Raw genomic sequence first — 18,137 nt, forward strand, 5'->3', positions numbered from 1 at the left:
GCCGACGGCGCTGTCGGTCACATCGTCGCCGCGCCGCCGGCCAGCGTCATCGTCCACACGAACGTCAGAATCCCAGTTGCCCACACTGACAGCGTCGCCATCCGGAGTGGGTACGCGACCAGATAGCCGACGGGGCGGGCCGGCGCCGGAAGCGACGCGGCCGTCCGCAACAGTGTCTCCGTGTCCGTCGCGCTGGGGAGGGCGGTAAAGCCAAAACAGAAGCCGAGCCACAGAAAGACCAGCCTCGTCCGTGTGCCGGAGGCACCGGCCAGCGCGAACGCACCAAAGGCGAGCAGCGAGTTGACCAGCAGCGGTGCGACGGCAATCGCCAGGTCGGCCCCGAACCCGTCGACTGACTCGTGTTCGAGGACGGCACTGTCGTCGAACGGACGGAGGACCGGCCGGGCGTACACCGCGACGCCGCTGAGTTTGCAGGCGGCGTAGTGGGCGTACTCGTGGGTGAGGATACCCGGGCCGACGGCGATGGTAATCAGGAGATTACTCAGCCGTGAGAGCGGGGACAGCACGGGCAGATGTTAGGCTGGGACGCTAATAGTGTCGTCGGGGCTTCGCTGTCGCCTGCTCGCTCGGTCGTTGCCGCGTCGGCCGCTGTCGTCGTCCCGCTAACACTCACTGGCGCCGTATGATATAGAACGGTTCAGTGCGTAGTGTGTGGTGTGACAACATTGTACGCGGCGCTGGACCGTCGCTTGCTGTCGGTTCGGGGGGCAGAGAGCGACTGGACCGCACGCGAGGGGCTGACCGACCGCGCCGTCAGGTGTGTCGCTGCCTCGTCGGCCGCGCCCGAGCGGGTGTTTGCGGGCACTGTCGATTCGGGACTGCTCCGGAGTTCCGACGGCGGGCGGCGGTGGACGGAAGTCGGCTCGTTTTCCGACCGCGTCACCGCCGTCACCGTCAGCCCCCACGACCCCGACGACGTGTGGGTGGGCACCGAACCCAGCGTGGTGTACCGGTCGACGGATGGGGGAGACTCCTTCGCCGAACGGGGCGGACTGGCGGAGTTGCCCTGTAGTGACCGCTGGTCGTACCCACCGAGACCGGAGACACATCGCGTTCGCTGGATTGCGGTCAACCCACACGACCCGGCCCACATCTACGTCGCTATCGAGGCGGGGGCGTTCGTTCGCTCCGTCGACGGCGGGCGGACCTGGCAGCCACACCCCGACGGCGGCCGCTGGGACAACCACACCCTGGCGACCCATCCCGACGCCCCCTGCCGCGTGTACACGGCCGCCGGTGACGGATACGCCGTCTCGCCCGACTGTGGGGACACCTGGCAGTCTCCCCAGGAGGGGTTAGACCACCGGTACGTCTGGGGGCTGGCGGTCGACCCCGGCGACCCCGAGACAGTCGTCGTCTCGGCGGCGAGCGATGCCGACAGTGCACACCGGCCCGGTGGCGCACACGCGTACGTCTATCGCAAGTCCGGTCCGGACGACCCGTGGACGGTGGCGATGGACGGCTTACCGGAGCCTCGGGGAACCGTTCGGGCGGTGCTGACTGCCGGCAACGACGGGGAGTTCTACGCGCTGACGAACCGCGGGCTGTTTTGCTCGGAGGACGGCGGACAGTCGTGGGACGAACTGCCAATCGAGTGGCCCGACTCGTACTGCGACCAGGTCGGACGAGGGCTGGCCGTGGTGTAGTTACATCCGATGCGCTTCGGTCGAGTCCGACGCAGTCTGCTGGGCGAGAACGGCGCCGACCGTTCCACAGACGAGCGGGTAGACGAGACCGACCAGCAGGACACTCGTCAGGAGGACCGGTGCAATCGTGACACCGACAGTGCCGCCGAGACCGGTCTCGGTGTACGAAAACACCAGCTGCCCGACGACGGCAAGCGGCAGGTAGCCGGCGACGACGCTCGCGCCGAGCGCTGCCGCGGTGGTCGCCGTCACGTCCGGCCCGGTGACGCGTCGGACGAGGACGAAGCCGCTCCCGACGAGGGCGACGATGGGGACCAGCACGTAGAGTATCTCCGGGACGGCGTCGGTGAGACTCGTGAGTTCGCCAAAGCCCTCGAAGAGGTTCACCGTGCCCGTTTCAGAGCGCTCGCCGGCGAACCCCGTTATCTCCATTTTGACGGTGTGGGCGGCGTAGAATACCCAGCCGACGGTTGTTATCACTCCCGCGTCGACGCTGGATTCGACACCGTCGACGAGGACGAACACGACTGTCAGGACGTAGCCGACGAGATACGCGAGCACGCCAAAGAGGAGACTCCGTGGGAGGTGCTCGCGGAGTCGGTCGGCGAGACGCTGAGATTGGGGGACCATACCAGAAGACGACGCTTTGCCCGTATACGTCTTGTTGCCATCTGACGCCGAGAGGGCGGGCTACTGGTACATCCCGAGTGGCTGGGCGCGCGTCGACTCCTCTTCGGCCTCTTGCATCTGCTTGGCGAGGCGCTCGCGTGCGGCGGCCACCTTGTCGGCCTGCTCGACGAGGCGGTCGGTGGCGACGTCGATACCCGCAAGCGGGCCGATGCCGTCGTTGAGGAAGACACGCGCGGCCTCGGGGTCGGGGAAGTTCGCGTCCGCCTGGACGACGAGACCGACGCTGTCGAGTCCCTGCTCGCCGGCCTCGGCCAGCAACGCGCCGGTGGGGCCGCTGACCATCCCGCTCTCGGAGGGGACTGGGATGTCGTGTTCGGCGAGCAACGCGTCGGCACCGCCGGTGGCGATACCGTACAGCAACGGGACACCGTCTTTCTCTTCGGGGAGGCCACTGAGATACAGCGGCAGCGCGTTCTTGTCGTCCATCCAGCCGGTGACGCAGGCCGCAAACTCCTCGGCCGCGGTCGGCGAGACGGGGATGTCGGACTGCAACACGAGCAGGTCGCGTTGCTCGTCGGCGTAGACTCGGACCGGGGGCCGGACTCCGCGTTCCCCTTCCTCGTAGACGGCGACGTCCGGCAGTCCCTCGCAGTGACAGGCCGCGTAGTACTCCATCTCCAGTTGTTCGACGAGGTGGTCGGCCGCCAGTTTGCCGACGAGGCCGACACCTGGCAGTCCCTCGACGAGGGCGGGGTCGTCGAGACTCATCGACTGTTTCTCTTCGATGTGTGCCATAGTGAACAGAGAACGCCGGCGGACTTAACGTTCGGTGCTGTCGTCGCCTGGCTCGCTGTCGTCTTCGACGGTTATCTCGACTGGCTCGCCGGTCCGCTGGTCGCGCTCGCTGCCGGTGCCAAGGAGCTTCGACCGGATGTCGTTGGCGACGTTCTCGACCTGTTTGCGGACGCTCCCGATTTCGTCTTCGAACGTCTCGACGCTGCGGTCGACGTAGTGGACCCGCTCGACGGGGATGCGCCGGACCACGTCGTTGCCGGCCTCGTCCTCGTCGCGTTTCAGAATCCAGTGGTCCTGAAAGTACGCGACGTGCTCGTTTTTGACCGTCTTCTCGACAGTCCCCTCCTCTGGGTGGTCGTAGACTATCGTCGCTGTTCCGAGGTTACTGTCGGCCATATCGGTACTCGGGGGTCGACGCATATGGACTTTCGGCCGGACGGGCGAACAGACAGGTGAGTCGAAACCCACAAGCGCCGCCCCGCGAAACCCGACACCAATGTCCGTACTGGAGCGGTACGAACCGCTCGTCGACGACTTCGAGGCCTTTCTTTCGGCCTGTGAGCGCCCGCTCCCTGCCGTCGTTCGCGTCAACACCATCCGCACGACGGCCGAGCGCGCTATCGAGGCACTCGCAGACGACGGTATCGCGACCGAACGGGTCGACTGGCACGCCGACCTTCTGCGCCTGCCCGAGGACCAGCCCGGCGCGAACTGGCCGTACGTCCACGGCTGGCTCCACGGCCAGGAGGAGGTGTCTGCGATTCCGGCCGACGTGCTCGCGCCCGAACAGGGCGAGCGCGTCTGGGACGCCTGTGCTGCCCCGGGGAGCAAGACGACCCAGCTGGCGGCACTGATGGACGACACCGGCCGCATCGTCGCCACCGACAACAACCTCGGGCGCATCTCCGCGCTGCGTTCGAACGCCGAACGGCTCGGCGTCACCAACACCGCCATCACCAACGAGGACGCGCGCAACCACTCGCTGAAGCCGTTCGACGGCGCGGAGTACGACCGCGCGCTCGTCGACGTGCCCTGCTCGTGTGAGGGGACCATCCGGAAGAACCCCGACACGCTCGACGAGTGGAGTATAGAGCACGTCCACGGCATCGCTGGCGCACAGAAGGGCATCCTCCGGCGGGCCGTCCAGGCGACCGAATCCGGCGGCACCGTCGTCTACTCGACGTGTACGTTCGCGCCCGAGGAAAACGAGGCGGTCCTCGACTACGCGCTCTCCGAGGAGGGTGGCTGTCGCGTCGTCGACTACGACCTGCCGCTCGACCACACAGACGGCGTCACCGAGTGGGAGGGGACGGAGTACGACCCGCAGGTCGCCAACGCGAAACGCATCTACCCACACCACAACGACACGGGTGGGTTCTTCTGTGCGAAACTGGAGGTGACTGCGTGATGGGCGAGGACACCGCCAACGTCGGCACGCAGTTCGACCGCCTGCCAGCGACCGCCGAGGAGTGCACCGTCGAGGGCAGAGCCACCCGCGCGGACGTGCTCGAGTGGTGGGACGACCGCTTTGGCGTCGACCCCGCTGTCTTCGAGGAGTACACGTTCTGGGAGCGTGGCAGCGGCAAAGTCTGGGCACTCAGGGGCGACGAACCCACGCCGGTCGACATCGAGGGACTGGGGATGACCTTTCTCCGGACCCGACAGGAACACTGGAAACCGACGCTGTCGGCTGTCCAGCGGTTCGGACAGCACGCGAGCGAGAACGTGATCGAACTCGACGACGAGCAAGCGGCGACGTTCATGGCCGGCGACGACCAGGAACTCGACTGGGACGGCGACTGGGGGTATCTCGTCGTCACCCACGCCATCGCGGGCGAACCGGAACCGCTGGGCGTGGCGCTGTTCGTCTACGGCGAGTTGCGGTCACAGGTACCCAAGGGCCGGCGCCGAGAACTGTAGCCGGTCAGTCGGTGCGTGTCTCGCGGGGTTGCCCGTCGCGGAGGTTTTCGGTCCGGAGTTCGCCACGCGCGTGCCAGTCACGCGGCCGGCAGGCGATGACGGTGGCAGCGGCAAACAGGACCACGACGGCCGCAGTCACGGCCGTGCCCGGAATCTCGCCGACGGCAGCGCTCGCCGGCCAGGTTTCGCCGCCGAAGGCGGTCACACGCACCACCCACGCGCCGTTGAGGATGCCGAACATCGGGAGATACACCCGCCGGAGTCGGTGAGCGATGGCCTCTTCGGCGGTAATCTTCAGTGCGGGATTCCGGTAGTCGTCCGCGAGTTCGCGTCGCCACTCGCCGTCGATCGGCTGGGAGGGGTCCAGTCCGGGCGCCCAGACGTTCTCCTGGAGTTTTCGCACCCGGGAGCGCCACACGTCGTAGGCACGATAGCGGCGGGCTTCGATGACCAGAAAGAGGGCGATTGCGGCGTTTCCGATGAGGAGGACGTAGTGGGGGTTAGACTGGTTCGAGAACGCGTAGGTCAAAATTGCACCCATGACGATGACCGCCCAGTTGGTGGTCTGGTCGAGGCGTTCGCGCCAGAACTTCATCCGGTGGACCTCGCCACGGTAGAGGTGGGCGAGCGCGGAACTGGGGCCCATGTCCACGTCGAGCAGTCCCTGCCCGACGTCGGGGTCGGGGCCCTCACCGTCGACGGCAGGACCGTCGTCGGCGGGAGCGCTGTCGGCGCGCGGGTCCGTGTCGGCTGTCATCCGCTAGGTCTGGGGCTCGATTGTCTCGTTGTATTTGTCACGGAACTCGCCGATGAGACCGCCCATCTTCGCGTACCAGTCGTTGAGCATCCGCTGCATGTCGTCTGCGACCTCTTTCGGGTCGGCCGGCGTGAAGACGTGGTAGTAGCCGCCGCCGTCGTAGGTCCGCTGTTCGCGTGTGAGAAAGCCGGCCTCTTCGAGTCGCTTGACCGACCGGTAGGCCGTCGAGCGCTCTCGGTCGACCTCCTCGGCGATTTCGTCGACGGTCTTGGCCTCGTCGGCCGCGACCATCGTCTCGAACACTGCTCGGTCGAGGGCCGTCAGGCCGTGAAAGCACTCAAGGAGCCCTTCACACTCCATATCTGACCGGAGCATATCCTGCATCGACTGTGTCATGCTAGACCTTTCAGTGCCGAGCGGTGAAAACGCTTTTGTGCTCCCGCTCCAATACTCCCGGCGTCAGTCGTCAGCGACGCCGGCAGCGGTCGCGCCAGCGTCGCCACGGATGCTCTCGCGCCAGTAGCCCTGGACGTACGCGCCCAGGAACATGCCGGCAAGCGCCCAGAGGATGGGCAGGTTTCCGATACCGAGGCTGGCGTAGGCCGCGCCGGGGCAGATGCCGGCAATCCCCCAGCCAGCGCCGAAGATGACGCCGCCGGCCAGGACGTTCCGGTCGAACGACTTCAGTCTGCGCGCGTAGTCCTGCCCGGTCAGCGGGGCGCGACTGCCGCGCCACTCGAGGAGCCCAAAGACGATACCGGTCGTTACGGCGGCACCCCCCATCACGAGCAGGAGGCCGAAGTCCTCGAACTGGAGGAAATCAAGCACGACTTCGGGGCGTGCCATCCGGCTGACGGCGAGGCCGACGCCGAAGATGAGGCCGCCGACGAAGATGACCGGCATGAAAAGCGGGTGGCGGTCGCTCATGGCGTCACCCCCAGTGCCTGCACGAGTTGAGCGGTTCCGATGGCCACCAGCAGGAAGGTCGCGACGTTTATCAGTGACGTCTGAGACCGCGACCCGACGCCACAGATGCCGTGCCCGGAGGTACACCCCTTCCCCAGGCGTGTCCCGACCCCGACGAGGACGCCGCCGCCGAACAGCCGCCACGGCTGGACCTCGGTGGTCCAGAGCCCGTTACCGAGCGTCAGCGTGTACGCCAGCGCACCCAGGACGATACCGAGCGTGAACACGACGCGCCAGTCGCGTGAGACGAGATACGAGGGGCGGTTGAACCGCTTGATGTCGGAGACGTACGACAGCGTCGACTCCAGAAACGTCGATGCCCCGGCGGGAATCCCCGTCAGGACGTAGATGAGTGCAGTCCCTGCGCCGACGAGGATACCGCCGAGCAGGTACGGAGCGATGCCGTTCGGGAACAGCGTGGTGATGAGACTCATTGTTCACTCACGGCCCAGTTGTTCGGGCCGAGTTGGGGTTCGAACGCGGTGTCGTCGCTCGCGAACCGCTGACTGCGAGCCGTCGTGTCGTCGGTGACGCCGACAAGAACCGACCTCTCGCTAGCGTCGATGCGTCGCCTTCGCTCGCGTACCGACGGTGTGCCGACCGGAACGGCCGGTTCCGGGGACGACATCCTGTTCATTGTATCCCCCTATTCCCACTGGCTGCTAATAAATTGCTTGATTGAATTGCAAAATAGTCGCAAGACCAATATGGCTAATAACGTAATATTACGGCTCTTTAACAAACAAGTCCGAAATGGTTTTGTACCATAGACGAAATACTAACTACCGAGTACAACGATGTCACATGCAGACATCCAAGCCGACGAGACGCTCGACGTGAAAGGAGCCTCCTGTCCGATGCCGGTCGTCAAGACCAAGCAGGCAATCGACGACCTCGCCCCGGGTGAGGTACTGTCGGTGCTGGCGACAGACAGTGGGAGTATGAGTGACCTCGACGGCTGGGCGTCCGGAACAGACGGTGTCGAACTGCTCGACCAGCACGAACGCGCGGACGGCGACCAGACGGTGTACGTCCACTACGTGAGGTCGGTCGACCAATGAGTACCGATACCGACGAGGCGGCCGATACGCCGCCACAGCCAGCGGCAGAGGAGGTCGCCGCGCTCCGCGAACGCATCGACGACCTCGAAGCCCAACTGGCGGAGGCCGACATCGACACCGACGACGACACCAACTCGATGGTCATCATCGCCACGAAGGGCACGCTCGATATGGCCTATCCGCCGCTCATCCTCGCGTCGACGGCCGCCGCCTTCGGCTGGGACGTCACCGTCTTCACGACGTTCTGGGGACTGGAGATTCTCCACGAGGAGAACTCGAAGGACCTGAAGATGAGCGCCGTCGGCAACCCCAACATGGGCGTCCCGAACGCCATCGCCGCGATTCCCGGGATGGACCGGGTGACCAGCACGATGATGCGAAAGCGCATCGATGACAACGAGGTCGCCTCCATCGAGGAACTCGTCGACACCTGCAACGCCATGGACGTGGAGATGCAGGCCTGCCAGATGACGATGGACCTGCTCGATTACGAGGAAGACGAGTTCTACGACGGTGTCACCGCCGGCGTCGGCGCCGCGACCGCACTCGAAGAGATGGCCGATGCCGACATCCAGCTACTGGTGTAACTCCGCTGGCGCTCGCGTCTCGTCGGCACGAGTTTAGTCGCTTTCAGTCTGCTCTGGGCAGTTCCACGACGAACACTGAACCGTCGACGTCGTCGCGGCGCCGCTGTCGGCTGGCCGGAGAGCGCCGGCCGCCGTCGGCGGACGCCCGGCCCTGAGGCGGCCGCTCCCGGTGTCTGTCTTCGACCCAGACGTCCCCACCGTAGGCGTCGACGAGCGTCTGCACCAGATAGAGTCCGATGCCGGTGCCGCCGCTTTCGAGCCCCTTCTCACCTTTTCCGAAGATGTCCGCTTTCTGCCCGTCGGGAACGCCGGGACCGTTGTCCGCAATCTGGACCACCACACACTCGGACCGCGCCGTCGCCGACACTGTCACCTCCGGCACGTCCTTGTCGTTGTGTTCGACGGCGTTGGTCAGGATGTTCCAGAACACCGAATCGAGCATGTCGTTTGCGTTCACGCTGACCGACGGTATCGACCCGTCGATGGCGATGTCGGCGTCTCCGTGCGTCGACGCGACACTGTCGACTTGCGCCCGGAGACTCTCTCGGAGCCGTTTTGGCTCGGCGTCGGGCTCGGACTGCAACATCGCTTCCGAGAGGTCGCGGGCCGTCTTCGTGAGCGCAATCGCGTTTTGCGTGCTCTCCTGGACCATCTCCACGTACTCCCGGCCGTCGTCGTCGACGTGTTCGCCGAGCAAGTCGGTGTACGTCGACACCAGTTGGAGGTCGTTGCGGATGTCGTGGCGCACCATCTGGTTGAGCACCTCCAGTTCGTCGCGTTGCTCTTCGACGCGCTGCTGGTGGTCTGCCCGCTCGGTCACGTCGCGGTTGATGGCGACGAACCGCTCTATCTCGCCGCCGCCGGTAATCGGTGCAATCGTCTGGTCGAGGACGATGCGGTCGCCGTCGCTGTCCTCGTTGACGATTTCGCTGTGCCAGACGTCGCCGGCCAGAATCGTCTCCCACATCTCACGGTAAAATGTCTCGTCGTGTTCTCCGGAGTTGAGCACCCGCGGATTCTCCCCGCGTATCTCCTCGCGGCCGTAGCCAGTAATCTCCTCGAAGGCCGGATTGGCGTACTCGATGGTCCCGTTCGTATCCGTGATGACGATACCGTGTCCCGAACTCTCGACAGCGCGTTTGAAACTCCGAAGCTCGCGGTCCTGTTCGACCCGGCCAAGCGCCGCCGTGGCCTTCGTTCCGAGGAGCCGCCCCAGTTTCACGTCCTCGCTGTCGAAGGTGTCGGCGGCGGCCGTCGACACGACCAACACCCCGTGTTCGCCCAGCGGGACGAGGAGGTCACTGTGACGTTGCGTGTCCCGACTCGCCGCTTCGTCGACGACAGAGTGGTCCTCGGAGACGACGAGTTCCCCGTCGGCGTACGACGACCACGCCGGACTCTCGGCGCTGAGCGTCGGCGGCTCGCCACATCGGGCGCCGAGACTGTCCGTCCACGCGACCGGTGTGAGCGACGACTGCTGGTCGTCGGGCCGGTAGACGCACGCACACGACCGCCCGAGCGTCGCCGTGACTGCGTCGACGACCGACTGTGCGATCGCATCCGTGGAGTCTCGTCGGTCCATCTCGCGGACGGCGCCGTGCAGTGCGGTGAGCCGGCGCTCGCGAGCGGACGCTTCGGACGCCTGCTGGTTCCGTTCGAGACTGGATACGAGCCGGTCCGGGTTCGACCGGGCGACCGACCGCGGGACGTAGTCGGTGACACCCGCCGCCATCGCAGCACTCGCGAGTGTCTCGCTTCCATCAGCGGGAGACAGAACCACCGGGAGCGAGGGCGCCACGTCGCGTAGCTCCTCGATGAGCGTGAGTCCGTCCGTGTCGGGCAACTCCTGGGCCGTCAGGACGGCGTCGACGTGTTCGGTCCGGAGTCGCTCGCGGGCACTGCTGGCCGTCGCGACCGACACCACTGTGACTGCCGCGTCTGCCAGTGCCGTCTCGACGGCGCCGTCGAGTTCGACGCCGATGGTCAGTGCCCGCCGACCTACCATTTAGCAACGTTCTGTCCCTCTCGGTAATCAAATTTGCCATTCCCTGGCTGTTTATTCCGCATCTGCGGTCGGCCGGGAACGGCGTGGCGAATGTTGCTGTCGCTGTCCGAACGCGTACCGTTGCCGCCCGCCTACAGCGATTCGAGCGTCCCACCGCCGAGTCCCTCCCACGCGACGCGATACCCCAGCGCCGACAGCACTGCACTCGCGTCGTCGAGACCGTACTCGTCGAGGACCGCTTCGGCCTCGGACAGGCTCATCCCCGCTTCGATTCGCTCCTCGACAGCCGCCAGGACCGCCGGCCGGACGAGCGTCCGTCCGACCCGCTCGTGCTCTGGGAACCCCTTCGCTTCCACTGCGCGCTCGCTGACGCCGTACTCGTCGGCCAGCGTCGCCAGTGTCACCACGTCTGCGTCCGGCCGCAACGTCTCGGGCAACGCCGCGACTGCCCGTTCGACCAGTTGTGTCTCGTATCGGCGAAGCGCGTCCCGGACGTCTTTGACTCGGACCGTCCCGGCGTAGGGAATCGCGCGGTGGTCCCGCGCCTCCAGGTCCTCGGTGACGCCCAGCGACTCGTCGACGGCCACCAGCAACTCCACGTCGTCGACGTCGGCCAGTCGCGAGAGTTTCTTTTCGACGTACTCGGGCGTCCAAAAGCCCATAATCTCGAAGTAGACGCGGAAGTCACTGTGTTTGTAATCGAACGCGAAATCGGGGATGACGACGTGCTCGCCGGCCGCGATGGGGTCCGGTTCCCGGACGAGGTTCCACTCCAGGTCCAGCGAGGAAAAGCGCGCCGCGAAGTCGGCCTCGACGCCGCTGTCGAAGGTGACCTCCGTGACCGGGTCGGTCCCGGGAACGGACACGTCGGCGTCGGTCAGCGTCATCTCACGCTCGGTGCCGCGGTCGTCGATAGTCGCGGTGAGTTCCCACTCGGCCGCGCCGGCGACGGTCCGGAGCAGGCGGGCAAACCGCGTGCCGTAGCGTCGGCTGTTGGCAAAGAGTGCGTCCGGACCGGTCACGACGAGTTCGCGGTCGGTCTCGGCGACAGTCCGGCGCGTCTCCTCGGGGAGCCGGCGGACCTCGTACATGAGGCGGAGTCGTTTGACCGCCGAGATGGCCGCCTTGGGGTCACTCGACCGGACGCGAACCTCGGTCGCGTCGAAGAGTGCCGTCTGGGCCAGCGAGAGGTTGTACTGTGCGACGAGCGCGTCGGGGTCGAACCGCTCTGGCACGTCGACGAGAACCTGGCGCTCGTCGCGGTCGGCGTACAGCGACGTCTCGACCGCCTCCGGTGACACGTCGAGGCGCTTTGCCGCCCGGTCGAGGGCCGCCCCGCGCTCGCGTTCGGTGACGACACCGACGGCTTCGGCCGACTCGAAAGCTATCTCGCGAGCGCGCGCCGGGTCGACCGGTGCCTGCGTCTCGGCGGTCGTCTCCCTGTCGAGAAGTTTGGCAAAGCCCCGGACCAGTTTGAAGTCGTCGCTGTCCCGTTCGATAGACTCCAGGGCGTCGTCCAGCCGACGGCGTGGCTCGCCGACGTGGCCCTGATAACAGCCGAGCACCCGCGCTGCCACCTGCCGGTCGTCACCGTCGGCAAACTGTGGGTGGTAGCCGCCGCCGGCCCGCGAGACGCGAAGCAGGTCCTTCGTCAGCACTGGTCGCTACTCGACGGCCGGGCAAGAAAAGTCTCACTCTCGTCGTGGCCCGTCGGGTCAGTTCCGGCGCGTCCCCGCCTGCGTGGACACGTCGGCGTCGACCCAGTTTGCCTCGTCGAGGACGAGCGTCGAGATGACCGCGGCGACGCGTCGTGCGCTCTCTTCGCGCTCGAAAAACGAGATGCTCCCGAGCGACGGGTTGACCGACCGGCTCACCTCCGCTGTCGGCAACCCGTCGTCGCCGACGATGCTCTCGATTTCGCGGGTGAGGCGCTCGCCGACCTCGGTCGTCGTCGTCGGTGCGAGCTGGTGTCCCGCCGGCAGCAGGTCGTAGGTGATAGCGTACCCCTCCTCGTATACCTCGACGGCGAAGAAGGGCTTGCGCTCGCGTTCGGCCTCGCTGTACTTCTGTTCGACCGTCTCCCTGTCCCCGTAGAGCGGCACCTCGTGCGGCTCGTATCCTGGCACGCTCCCGAATACGTGCTCGGCAGTGATGTACTTATCCCAGATTCGCGCTGGCGGCGGTCTCAATCGCTTGGCTGGGGCTCCGTCTCGCTCACCTCGAACTTCGCGAGGAGCGTCTGGAGCTGTCGTGCCTGCTCGCTCAGGGAGTTGACGTTGGTACTGACCTCCGACATCGACTCGGTCTGTTCTTTTGCGACAGTCGACGCACTCGCGGTCTCCTCGGCAGTCCGCTGGCTGATGTCCGCGACCTCCTCGACCATCGACACCGCCTCCTCGGCGCTTGCGGCCTGATCGTCGGTCGTGGCGCTTATCTCGTGGATACCGCTGTCGGTCTCCTCCGCGTTCTCGCTGACCTGCGTGAACGCGTCGACGACGTCTTCGATGGCCTGGACTCCCTCCTGCATGTACTCTTTTGCCTGCTGGGCCTCCTGGACCGTCGTTGCCGTCTGGGCCTGGGTTTTCCCGATGAGCTGTTCGATTTCCGTCGCCGATTCCTGGGTCTCTTCGGCCAGTTGTTTGACTTCGTTTGCGACCACCGCAAAGCCGTCGCCGCTGGCACCGTCTGCGCCGCCCCCGGCGCGGGCGGCCTCGATGTTCGCGTTCAGCGCGAGCATGTTCGTCTGCTCCGCGATGTCGCTGATGAGCTCGATTATCTCGCTGATTTCGGCCATCTGCTCGTTGAGGGCGTCGACGTTCTCGACCGTCGAGTCGATTGCCGACTGCACTTTGTGTGCGTCTTCGAGCGCCTGCTGGCCGGTCTCTTCACCGGACTCCGCGATTTCGGCCGTCTCGTGGGACCGCTCGGCCACCGTCTCTGCGGAGGCGGCCACCTCTTCGACTGCGGCCGACAGGTTCGTCATCTCGTTTGACACCTCGTCGAGCATCTCCCGCTGTTCGTTCGCCCCGTCGGCTATCGTCTGAATCGAGTCGCTCATCTCCGCGCTCGCCTGCTCTGCCTCGGCGGTGGTGGTGTCTGCGTCCTCGCTCGTGGCAGTCACCTCCTCGGCGAACGACTGGATTTCCTGCATCGTCGACTCCGTCTCCTCCATGACCTCGTTGAACGACGCCCCGATCTGTGCCATCGCGTCGCTCTCGCTGTCGGCTTCGACCCGGACCGACAGCTCTCCGTCTGCCGCCCGTGACATCGCGGCGCTGTAGGCGTCGGCCTTGGCTTCGAGGTGCTCGTTCAGTTGTTCGACCTCGCGTTGCTTGGCCTCTGCCTGTGCCTTTGCCTCCTCGGCGTCTGCTTTCGCCTGTTCGATTTTTGCCTGCTTTTCTTCGAGACTCTCGACTTCCGCCGTCTTCTCCCGTGCTTCCTGGAGCTGGAGTTCCGCCTGTTCCCTGGACTTCTCGGTCGAGTACCACTGTGTCATCAACGCGCCGGCGAGCCCGAGGACGAACACTGCGTGGATGACACCCCACACCCACGGGTTGTTGATACCGGCGGCGTGGTTGTAGACCCGACTCGGGTCTATCATCCCGAAGTAGCCGTGCTGGACCGCCACGTACGCGATACCCAGCGCGAAGGGCAGCCAGTCCTCGTAGATGGCGACCACGCCCATCACGACGAAAAAGTGGAAGTGTGCCTCGATGTAGCCGCCCGAAAAGTGGACTAGAAAGCCCGACGCCGTCACCATCCCCAGCGCCGCCAGCGCCGTCCGGGTCCGCCGACTGAAAAACGACCACCGCGCGAGGAGGACAAACCCGACGAGAACGCCCAGTTCGGCGAGTACGATCGTCGTCGGAATCGCCGGCAGCGTCGCGCCTGTGACGGCCGACTCGGTCCCCTCGTACATCCCGAGGACGAACATCGGCGGAACGTGCGCCAACAGGAGAATGAGAATATTTCGGTGCCGACTGCGCCACGTCTCTTCGGGAATCGTCTTGCCGTTTGGAATGTACTCGACAAACTCACGAAGGACGCGCTCCCAGTGGCTCACCTGTAACACCCCTCTCTCTGCTTCGCCTGTTGGCTGTGCCATGTCTCGGGATGCGCGCACACGCGCGAAAAAGAGTTTCTCCCCGAGTATCAGATGTTATAACTGGATGCGCCGGTCGGGACCATCTACTGATACTGGGGCTCTGTGAGCCGGTTCCCGTTCGATATTCGAGATTCTTCCCTTCCGGTCAGAATCTCGCTACCTCCGCCGTCTCGCCACCCGTACCTCTGCCGTGTCTTCGGTGACCAGTTCGTACAACAGCGCACGACCTGCACTCGCTTCGCCCTCTTTCGGCCGGAGAATCCGCCCTAACCGCTGGGTAAATTCCCGCTCGCTGCCGCTCCCGGAGAGCACCACTCCCACGTTCGCGTCCGGCACGTCTACCCCCTCGTCGAGGACGTTCGCGGTCACGACGCGGCTGTAGGTCCCGTCCCGGAACCGCTGGAGAATCGTCTCCCGCTCCTCTGTCCCCGTCTCGTGGGTAATCGCGGGGATGAGAAACCGCTCGGAGAGCCGATAGACGAGGTCTGTCGAGGCGGTGAAGACGATGACTCTGTCCGCCCGATGGCGGTCCAGAATCTCGGCCAGCCGCTCGACTTTCCGCGTCGCGTTCATCGTCACCTCGCGGGCGCGCTGTTTCGCCAGCAGCGCCTCTCGCGCCCTGGGGTCCGTCCCGGAGCGTTTGACCAGTTCCTGATAGTCGCTGCCGCTCCGGAGCTGGATGTTCGAACTGGCGAGGTAGTCGGTGAACGTCGACTGGTGGCGCTCGTAGACTGCTCGCTCCTCGTTGGTCAGTGCGACGGCGAGCCGTTTGATGTCGTAGTCCGCCAGGTGTTCGCCAGCGAGGTCGTCCACGTCGATGCGGTGGACGAGCGGACCCAGCAGGTCGGCGACTACCTCGTGAGCGCCGTCCGGCCGCTCGAACGTCGCCGTCAGGCCGAGCCGTGCGGGTGCGGCGAGCAACCGTGCGATGTCGCGGTATCCCTCGCCGCCGAGGTGGTGGACCTCGTCGAAGACGACCAGTCCGAAGCGGTCGCCGAGTTCGGCCGCGCGGAGATACGCCGAGTCGTAGGTCGCGACGGTCACGTCCTCGATACGTTGCTCGCCGCCACCGAGCTGGCCGATGGGACAGTCGAACTCCGTGGTCAGTTCCGTCCGCCACTGCGTGAGAAGGTCGATAGTCGGGACGACGACGAGCGTCGGCACGCCCAGCGCCTCCATCGCGGCGATGCCGATGACGGTCTTCCCGCTGCCGGTCGGCAGTTCGAGCACGCCACGCTCCGGCGGGCCGGTCCCGGCGTTGCCGTCGCCGGTCTGCCACGCCGTTAGCGCTTCTTGCTGGTACTCGCGGAGGCGATACGTCGATTCGAGGTCGAGCGTCGGGAGCGCGAGCGCGCGGTCTGTGACCTCGTGACCCGTCGCGTCGAGTGCGTCCCGTAGAGCTGTGTACTGGTGGGCGGGCGCACGAAGGGTCTCCGAGCGGGGGTCGTACTCGAGGCCGGGGAGCGCGTCGGCGTCGATGTCGCCGTCGCTGGCGACGCGAATCGTTCCGTCCTCGAACGTGAGCACCACGTCGGCCACACCCGGAGTCGGTGGCCGGGGAAAATAACGGCTGCGCCGTCCGTTCCCAACCGTCACCCTAACGGGGACTGCCGACGTAGGGCTGGGTGATGAGTGACGCCTCCGACGATGCCGTCCGCGAGCGCGACCCCGAATCGGGGGGTGACACGGGCGAGTCAGCCGACGAGGAGATAGAGGCACTCCGCCAGGAGGTCGAACAGAAGTACGACTTCGAGGATTTCGGCCCCCAGGAGATGGCCGAGATGAGCCAGGAGGAGTGGGAGGCGGCCTTCGACCCCGACACCTGGATTACAGGCGAGGAACTGCTCGACCGCGTCGAGGCCGACCTGAAAAACCGGGTCGTCACCCGCGACGTGTTCGCGCGCGTCGAGCGGTTCGACGACCTCATTATCGCCTATTCGGACTCGGGCTATGCGGCCGTCTACGCCGACGGCACCGTCGAGGGCTCTGGCACCGTGCTCCGGGACGTGAAACCGACCGTCGCGCTGTGTTCGATGGACTCCTACGACGTCCCCGAGATGCCCGAAGGCGACGTGCTCCCCCAGCCACAGGACGTGCCAGAGAGCAGCGACGCACTGGGCAACACGGTGTTGCAGGTGGTCGCGGCCGTGCAGTTGCTCGCGGGGGCGGTCCTGCTCGGGGCGGGCGTGCTGTACCTGACGAACATCCTCTCGCCGCCGGGCGCGTCCAGTGGGACGTTCAACCTCTGGTTGCTCTTTGTCGCAGGCATCGGCTTTGCCCTCATCGGCGTGTTCCTGTTCGTGATGGTCGCAAACGCCAGGCTCTCCGATAAGTTCCGCGCCGAGGAGTTCCGAAATCGCCTGCGAGCGGTCGGACTGGAGGACGACGAGCGGCCGGACTTCCTGGACGAACTGGACGGGGACCTCCCCGAGCGGCTCCGGGCGGCCGACGAGGAGACCGCGGACGCGGACGCCGGCGCGACGTCTCGTGACCCCGACGACAGTTCGGATTCGCCGTCGACCTGAGAGCCGAAACCTCTGAACGACGGCGTATTCGGTGGGTTTATACAAACTCAGTACTGAGATTTCAACGGATATGAACAGGCGGATGTTTCTCAAAACAGCCGGCGGCGCTGCCGGCGGTGCCGCCGCCTTAAACGCCGGTGCCGGCTCCGTGACTGCCGCCTCTGAAGAAGGCGGTGGCGGGGGCGGTGGCGGAGGCGGCAAGCCGGACCTCGGCGGCTACCTCGACGGCGCGAACAACTTCGACGGGTCGGTGACCGACATGACCGGGCAGGGCGAAGTAACGGTCGACGTCGGTGCAGGAAGCTCCGGACTGGCGTACGGTCCCGCAGCTGTCCACGTCGACAACGGCGCGACGGTCGTCTGGGAGTGGACCGGTGAGGGCGGCTCACACAACGTCGTCGCCGAAGACGAGACGTTCGACTCCGGGTCGACCCAGGCGTCGGGTTCCTTCGAGTACACGTTCGAAGAGGACGGCGTCTACCCCTACTACTGTGTCCCGCACAAGAGCAGCGGGATGAAAGGCGTCATCGTCGTCGGGACGGATTACCCGACGAAGGCTGCCGGCGGCTCGACGCCGCTCGAACCCTCCCACATGGGGTCGAACATCCGTGAACACTACGTCGGATTCGCCGTCGTCCTCGCGATTTCGATTTCGTTGGTCTTCACGTTCTTCCTGTTGAAGTACGGCGAATCTGCCAACACCGCAGGAGGGAACAACTAATGCCATCCGAAGGAAGCACCTACGGTGACATCCACCGGTACGAACCACCGCGCGAGAGTACGGCCGCAGCAATCGGCATCATCGTGCTGACGCTTGTTGAGGTCATCATGGTCGGCCTGTTCACGTACGGCCTGATCAGCGGGTGGGGATACCCGCGCCAGTACGCAGCTCTCGGGAACATGTTCCTGGGTGGGCTGCTCGCGGTGATTTTCATCAACCTCGCGTTCATTCTCCTACTCTACCGCAAGGAGTTCTTGCCTGACGTGATGATTGTGAAGAAACGTCGTCGCAAGTGGGAGGACCTCTACATCCGCGAAGAGGACGTCGACGGGACGACCCTCGGTGACGGCCTCGGCGACAGCATCAAACGCGCGATTTACCCATACTACAAACGATAA

The 18,137-nt window shown here is 65.6% G+C and carries 22 protein-coding genes; 8 read left to right on the forward strand and 14 right to left on the reverse strand.

Annotation, left to right across the window (positions count from 1 at the left end):
• Nucleotides 1-17: 17 nt before the first annotated feature.
• Complete coding sequence (locus QYL91_RS05185) at nucleotides 18-527, reverse strand: hypothetical protein (RefSeq protein WP_302082317.1); 510 nt, start codon at nucleotides 525-527, stop codon at nucleotides 18-20.
• A 150-nt stretch (nucleotides 528-677) separates the two neighbouring features.
• On the opposite strand from QYL91_RS05185, the gene QYL91_RS05190 reads away from it, so the two are divergent.
• The gene (locus QYL91_RS05190; RefSeq protein ID WP_302082318.1) at nucleotides 678-1,667 is read left to right on the forward strand and encodes a WD40/YVTN/BNR-like repeat-containing protein; all 990 of its coding nucleotides are present in this window, start codon (nucleotides 678-680) and stop codon (nucleotides 1,665-1,667) included.
• Here the strand turns inward: QYL91_RS05190 and QYL91_RS05195 are convergent, their stop codons facing one another.
• From QYL91_RS05195 to QYL91_RS05205, 3 genes are read right to left on the reverse strand one after another with little or no spacing between them, the layout of a single operon-like run.
• Nucleotides 1,668-2,297, reverse strand: coding sequence for a DUF7978 family protein (locus QYL91_RS05195; protein WP_302082319.1), 630 nt, complete (start codon nucleotides 2,295-2,297; stop codon nucleotides 1,668-1,670).
• Nucleotides 2,298-2,357: 60 nt separating this feature from the next.
• Nucleotides 2,358-3,092, reverse strand: a complete 735-nt coding sequence (locus QYL91_RS05200; protein ID WP_302082320.1) for a proteasome assembly chaperone family protein — start codon at nucleotides 3,090-3,092, stop codon at nucleotides 2,358-2,360.
• A gap of 24 nt (nucleotides 3,093-3,116) precedes the next feature.
• Complete coding sequence (locus QYL91_RS05205) at nucleotides 3,117-3,488, reverse strand: hypothetical protein (RefSeq protein ID WP_302082321.1); 372 nt, start codon at nucleotides 3,486-3,488, stop codon at nucleotides 3,117-3,119.
• A gap of 100 nt (nucleotides 3,489-3,588) precedes the next feature.
• Between QYL91_RS05205 and QYL91_RS05210 the strand changes: the two genes are divergently transcribed.
• Together QYL91_RS05210 and QYL91_RS05215 are read left to right on the forward strand one after the other, a co-directional pair.
• Nucleotides 3,589-4,500, forward strand: a complete 912-nt coding sequence (locus QYL91_RS05210) for an RsmB/NOP family class I SAM-dependent RNA methyltransferase (protein ID WP_302082322.1) — start codon at nucleotides 3,589-3,591, stop codon at nucleotides 4,498-4,500.
• The gene (locus QYL91_RS05215; RefSeq protein WP_302082323.1) at nucleotides 4,500-5,012 is read left to right on the forward strand and encodes a DUF7122 family protein; all 513 of its coding nucleotides are present in this window, start codon (nucleotides 4,500-4,502) and stop codon (nucleotides 5,010-5,012) included. The genes QYL91_RS05210 and QYL91_RS05215 overlap by 1 nt, the downstream gene beginning before the upstream one ends.
• A 4-nt stretch (nucleotides 5,013-5,016) precedes the next feature.
• Here the strand turns inward: QYL91_RS05215 and QYL91_RS05220 are convergent, their stop codons facing one another.
• The 5 genes from QYL91_RS05220 to QYL91_RS05240 form a co-directional block, all read right to left on the reverse strand.
• Complete coding sequence (locus tag QYL91_RS05220) at nucleotides 5,017-5,769, reverse strand: DUF2270 domain-containing protein (RefSeq protein WP_302082324.1); 753 nt, start codon at nucleotides 5,767-5,769, stop codon at nucleotides 5,017-5,019.
• A gap of 3 nt (nucleotides 5,770-5,772) precedes the next feature.
• Nucleotides 5,773-6,165, reverse strand: a complete 393-nt coding sequence (locus QYL91_RS05225; RefSeq protein ID WP_302082325.1) for a helix-turn-helix domain-containing protein — start codon at nucleotides 6,163-6,165, stop codon at nucleotides 5,773-5,775.
• Between the two features lie 63 nt (nucleotides 6,166-6,228).
• Nucleotides 6,229-6,696: a YeeE/YedE family protein gene (locus QYL91_RS05230; protein WP_302082326.1), complete on the reverse strand. Its 468-nt coding sequence runs from the start codon at nucleotides 6,694-6,696 to the stop codon at nucleotides 6,229-6,231.
• Nucleotides 6,693-7,169: a YeeE/YedE family protein gene (locus tag QYL91_RS05235; RefSeq protein WP_302082327.1), complete on the reverse strand. Its 477-nt coding sequence runs from the start codon at nucleotides 7,167-7,169 to the stop codon at nucleotides 6,693-6,695. Before QYL91_RS05235 ends, QYL91_RS05230 begins: the two co-directional genes overlap by 4 nt.
• Entirely contained in the window at nucleotides 7,166-7,372 is a 207-nt protein-coding gene (locus QYL91_RS05240) for a hypothetical protein (protein WP_302082328.1), read from the reverse strand. The genes QYL91_RS05235 and QYL91_RS05240 overlap by 4 nt, the downstream gene beginning before the upstream one ends.
• Before the next feature lie 160 nt (nucleotides 7,373-7,532).
• Here QYL91_RS05240 and QYL91_RS05245 point away from each other — a divergent pair, with 160 nt between their 5' ends.
• Nucleotides 7,533-7,796: a sulfurtransferase TusA family protein gene (locus QYL91_RS05245; protein WP_302082329.1), complete on the forward strand. Its 264-nt coding sequence runs from the start codon at nucleotides 7,533-7,535 to the stop codon at nucleotides 7,794-7,796.
• Complete coding sequence (locus QYL91_RS05250) at nucleotides 7,793-8,383, forward strand: DsrE/DsrF/DrsH-like family protein (protein ID WP_302082330.1); 591 nt, start codon at nucleotides 7,793-7,795, stop codon at nucleotides 8,381-8,383. The genes QYL91_RS05245 and QYL91_RS05250 overlap by 4 nt, the downstream gene beginning before the upstream one ends.
• 43 nt (nucleotides 8,384-8,426) lie before the next feature.
• Here the strand turns inward: QYL91_RS05250 and QYL91_RS05255 are convergent, their stop codons facing one another.
• From QYL91_RS05255 to QYL91_RS05275, 5 genes are all read right to left on the reverse strand, one after another.
• A complete protein-coding gene (locus QYL91_RS05255) occupies nucleotides 8,427-10,388 on the reverse strand; it encodes a hybrid sensor histidine kinase/response regulator (protein WP_302082331.1) in 1,962 nt (653 codons plus the stop codon).
• A 131-nt stretch (nucleotides 10,389-10,519) separates the two neighbouring features.
• Entirely contained in the window at nucleotides 10,520-12,046 is a 1,527-nt protein-coding gene (locus tag QYL91_RS05260; RefSeq protein WP_302082332.1) for a DUF790 family protein, read from the reverse strand.
• Nucleotides 12,047-12,103: 57 nt separating this feature from the next.
• Complete coding sequence (locus QYL91_RS05265) at nucleotides 12,104-12,514, reverse strand: hypothetical protein (RefSeq protein WP_302082333.1); 411 nt, start codon at nucleotides 12,512-12,514, stop codon at nucleotides 12,104-12,106.
• Between the two features lie 59 nt (nucleotides 12,515-12,573).
• Entirely contained in the window at nucleotides 12,574-14,493 is a 1,920-nt protein-coding gene (locus QYL91_RS05270) for a methyl-accepting chemotaxis protein (RefSeq protein ID WP_302082334.1), read from the reverse strand.
• 156 nt (nucleotides 14,494-14,649) lie between these two features.
• Entirely contained in the window at nucleotides 14,650-16,032 is a 1,383-nt protein-coding gene (locus QYL91_RS05275) for a DEAD/DEAH box helicase (RefSeq protein ID WP_302082335.1), read from the reverse strand.
• Nucleotides 16,033-16,121: 89 nt separating this feature from the next.
• On the opposite strand from QYL91_RS05275, the gene QYL91_RS05280 reads away from it, so the two are divergent.
• The 3 genes from QYL91_RS05280 to QYL91_RS05290 all read left to right on the forward strand — a co-directional run bounded on the left by QYL91_RS05280 (nucleotide 16,122) and on the right by QYL91_RS05290 (nucleotide 18,137).
• A complete protein-coding gene (locus QYL91_RS05280) occupies nucleotides 16,122-17,018 on the forward strand; it encodes a DUF308 domain-containing protein (protein ID WP_302082336.1) in 897 nt (298 codons plus the stop codon).
• 70 nt (nucleotides 17,019-17,088) lie between these two features.
• The gene (locus QYL91_RS05285; RefSeq protein WP_302082337.1) at nucleotides 17,089-17,739 is read left to right on the forward strand and encodes a halocyanin domain-containing protein; all 651 of its coding nucleotides are present in this window, start codon (nucleotides 17,089-17,091) and stop codon (nucleotides 17,737-17,739) included.
• Nucleotides 17,739-18,137: a DUF7318 family protein gene (locus QYL91_RS05290; protein WP_302082338.1), complete on the forward strand. Its 399-nt coding sequence runs from the start codon at nucleotides 17,739-17,741 to the stop codon at nucleotides 18,135-18,137. The genes QYL91_RS05285 and QYL91_RS05290 overlap by 1 nt, the downstream gene beginning before the upstream one ends.

The organism is Salinibaculum rarum, assembly GCF_030505615.1.
In the GTDB taxonomy this organism is placed as follows: Archaea; Halobacteriota; Halobacteria; order Halobacteriales; family Haloarculaceae; genus Salinibaculum; species Salinibaculum rarum.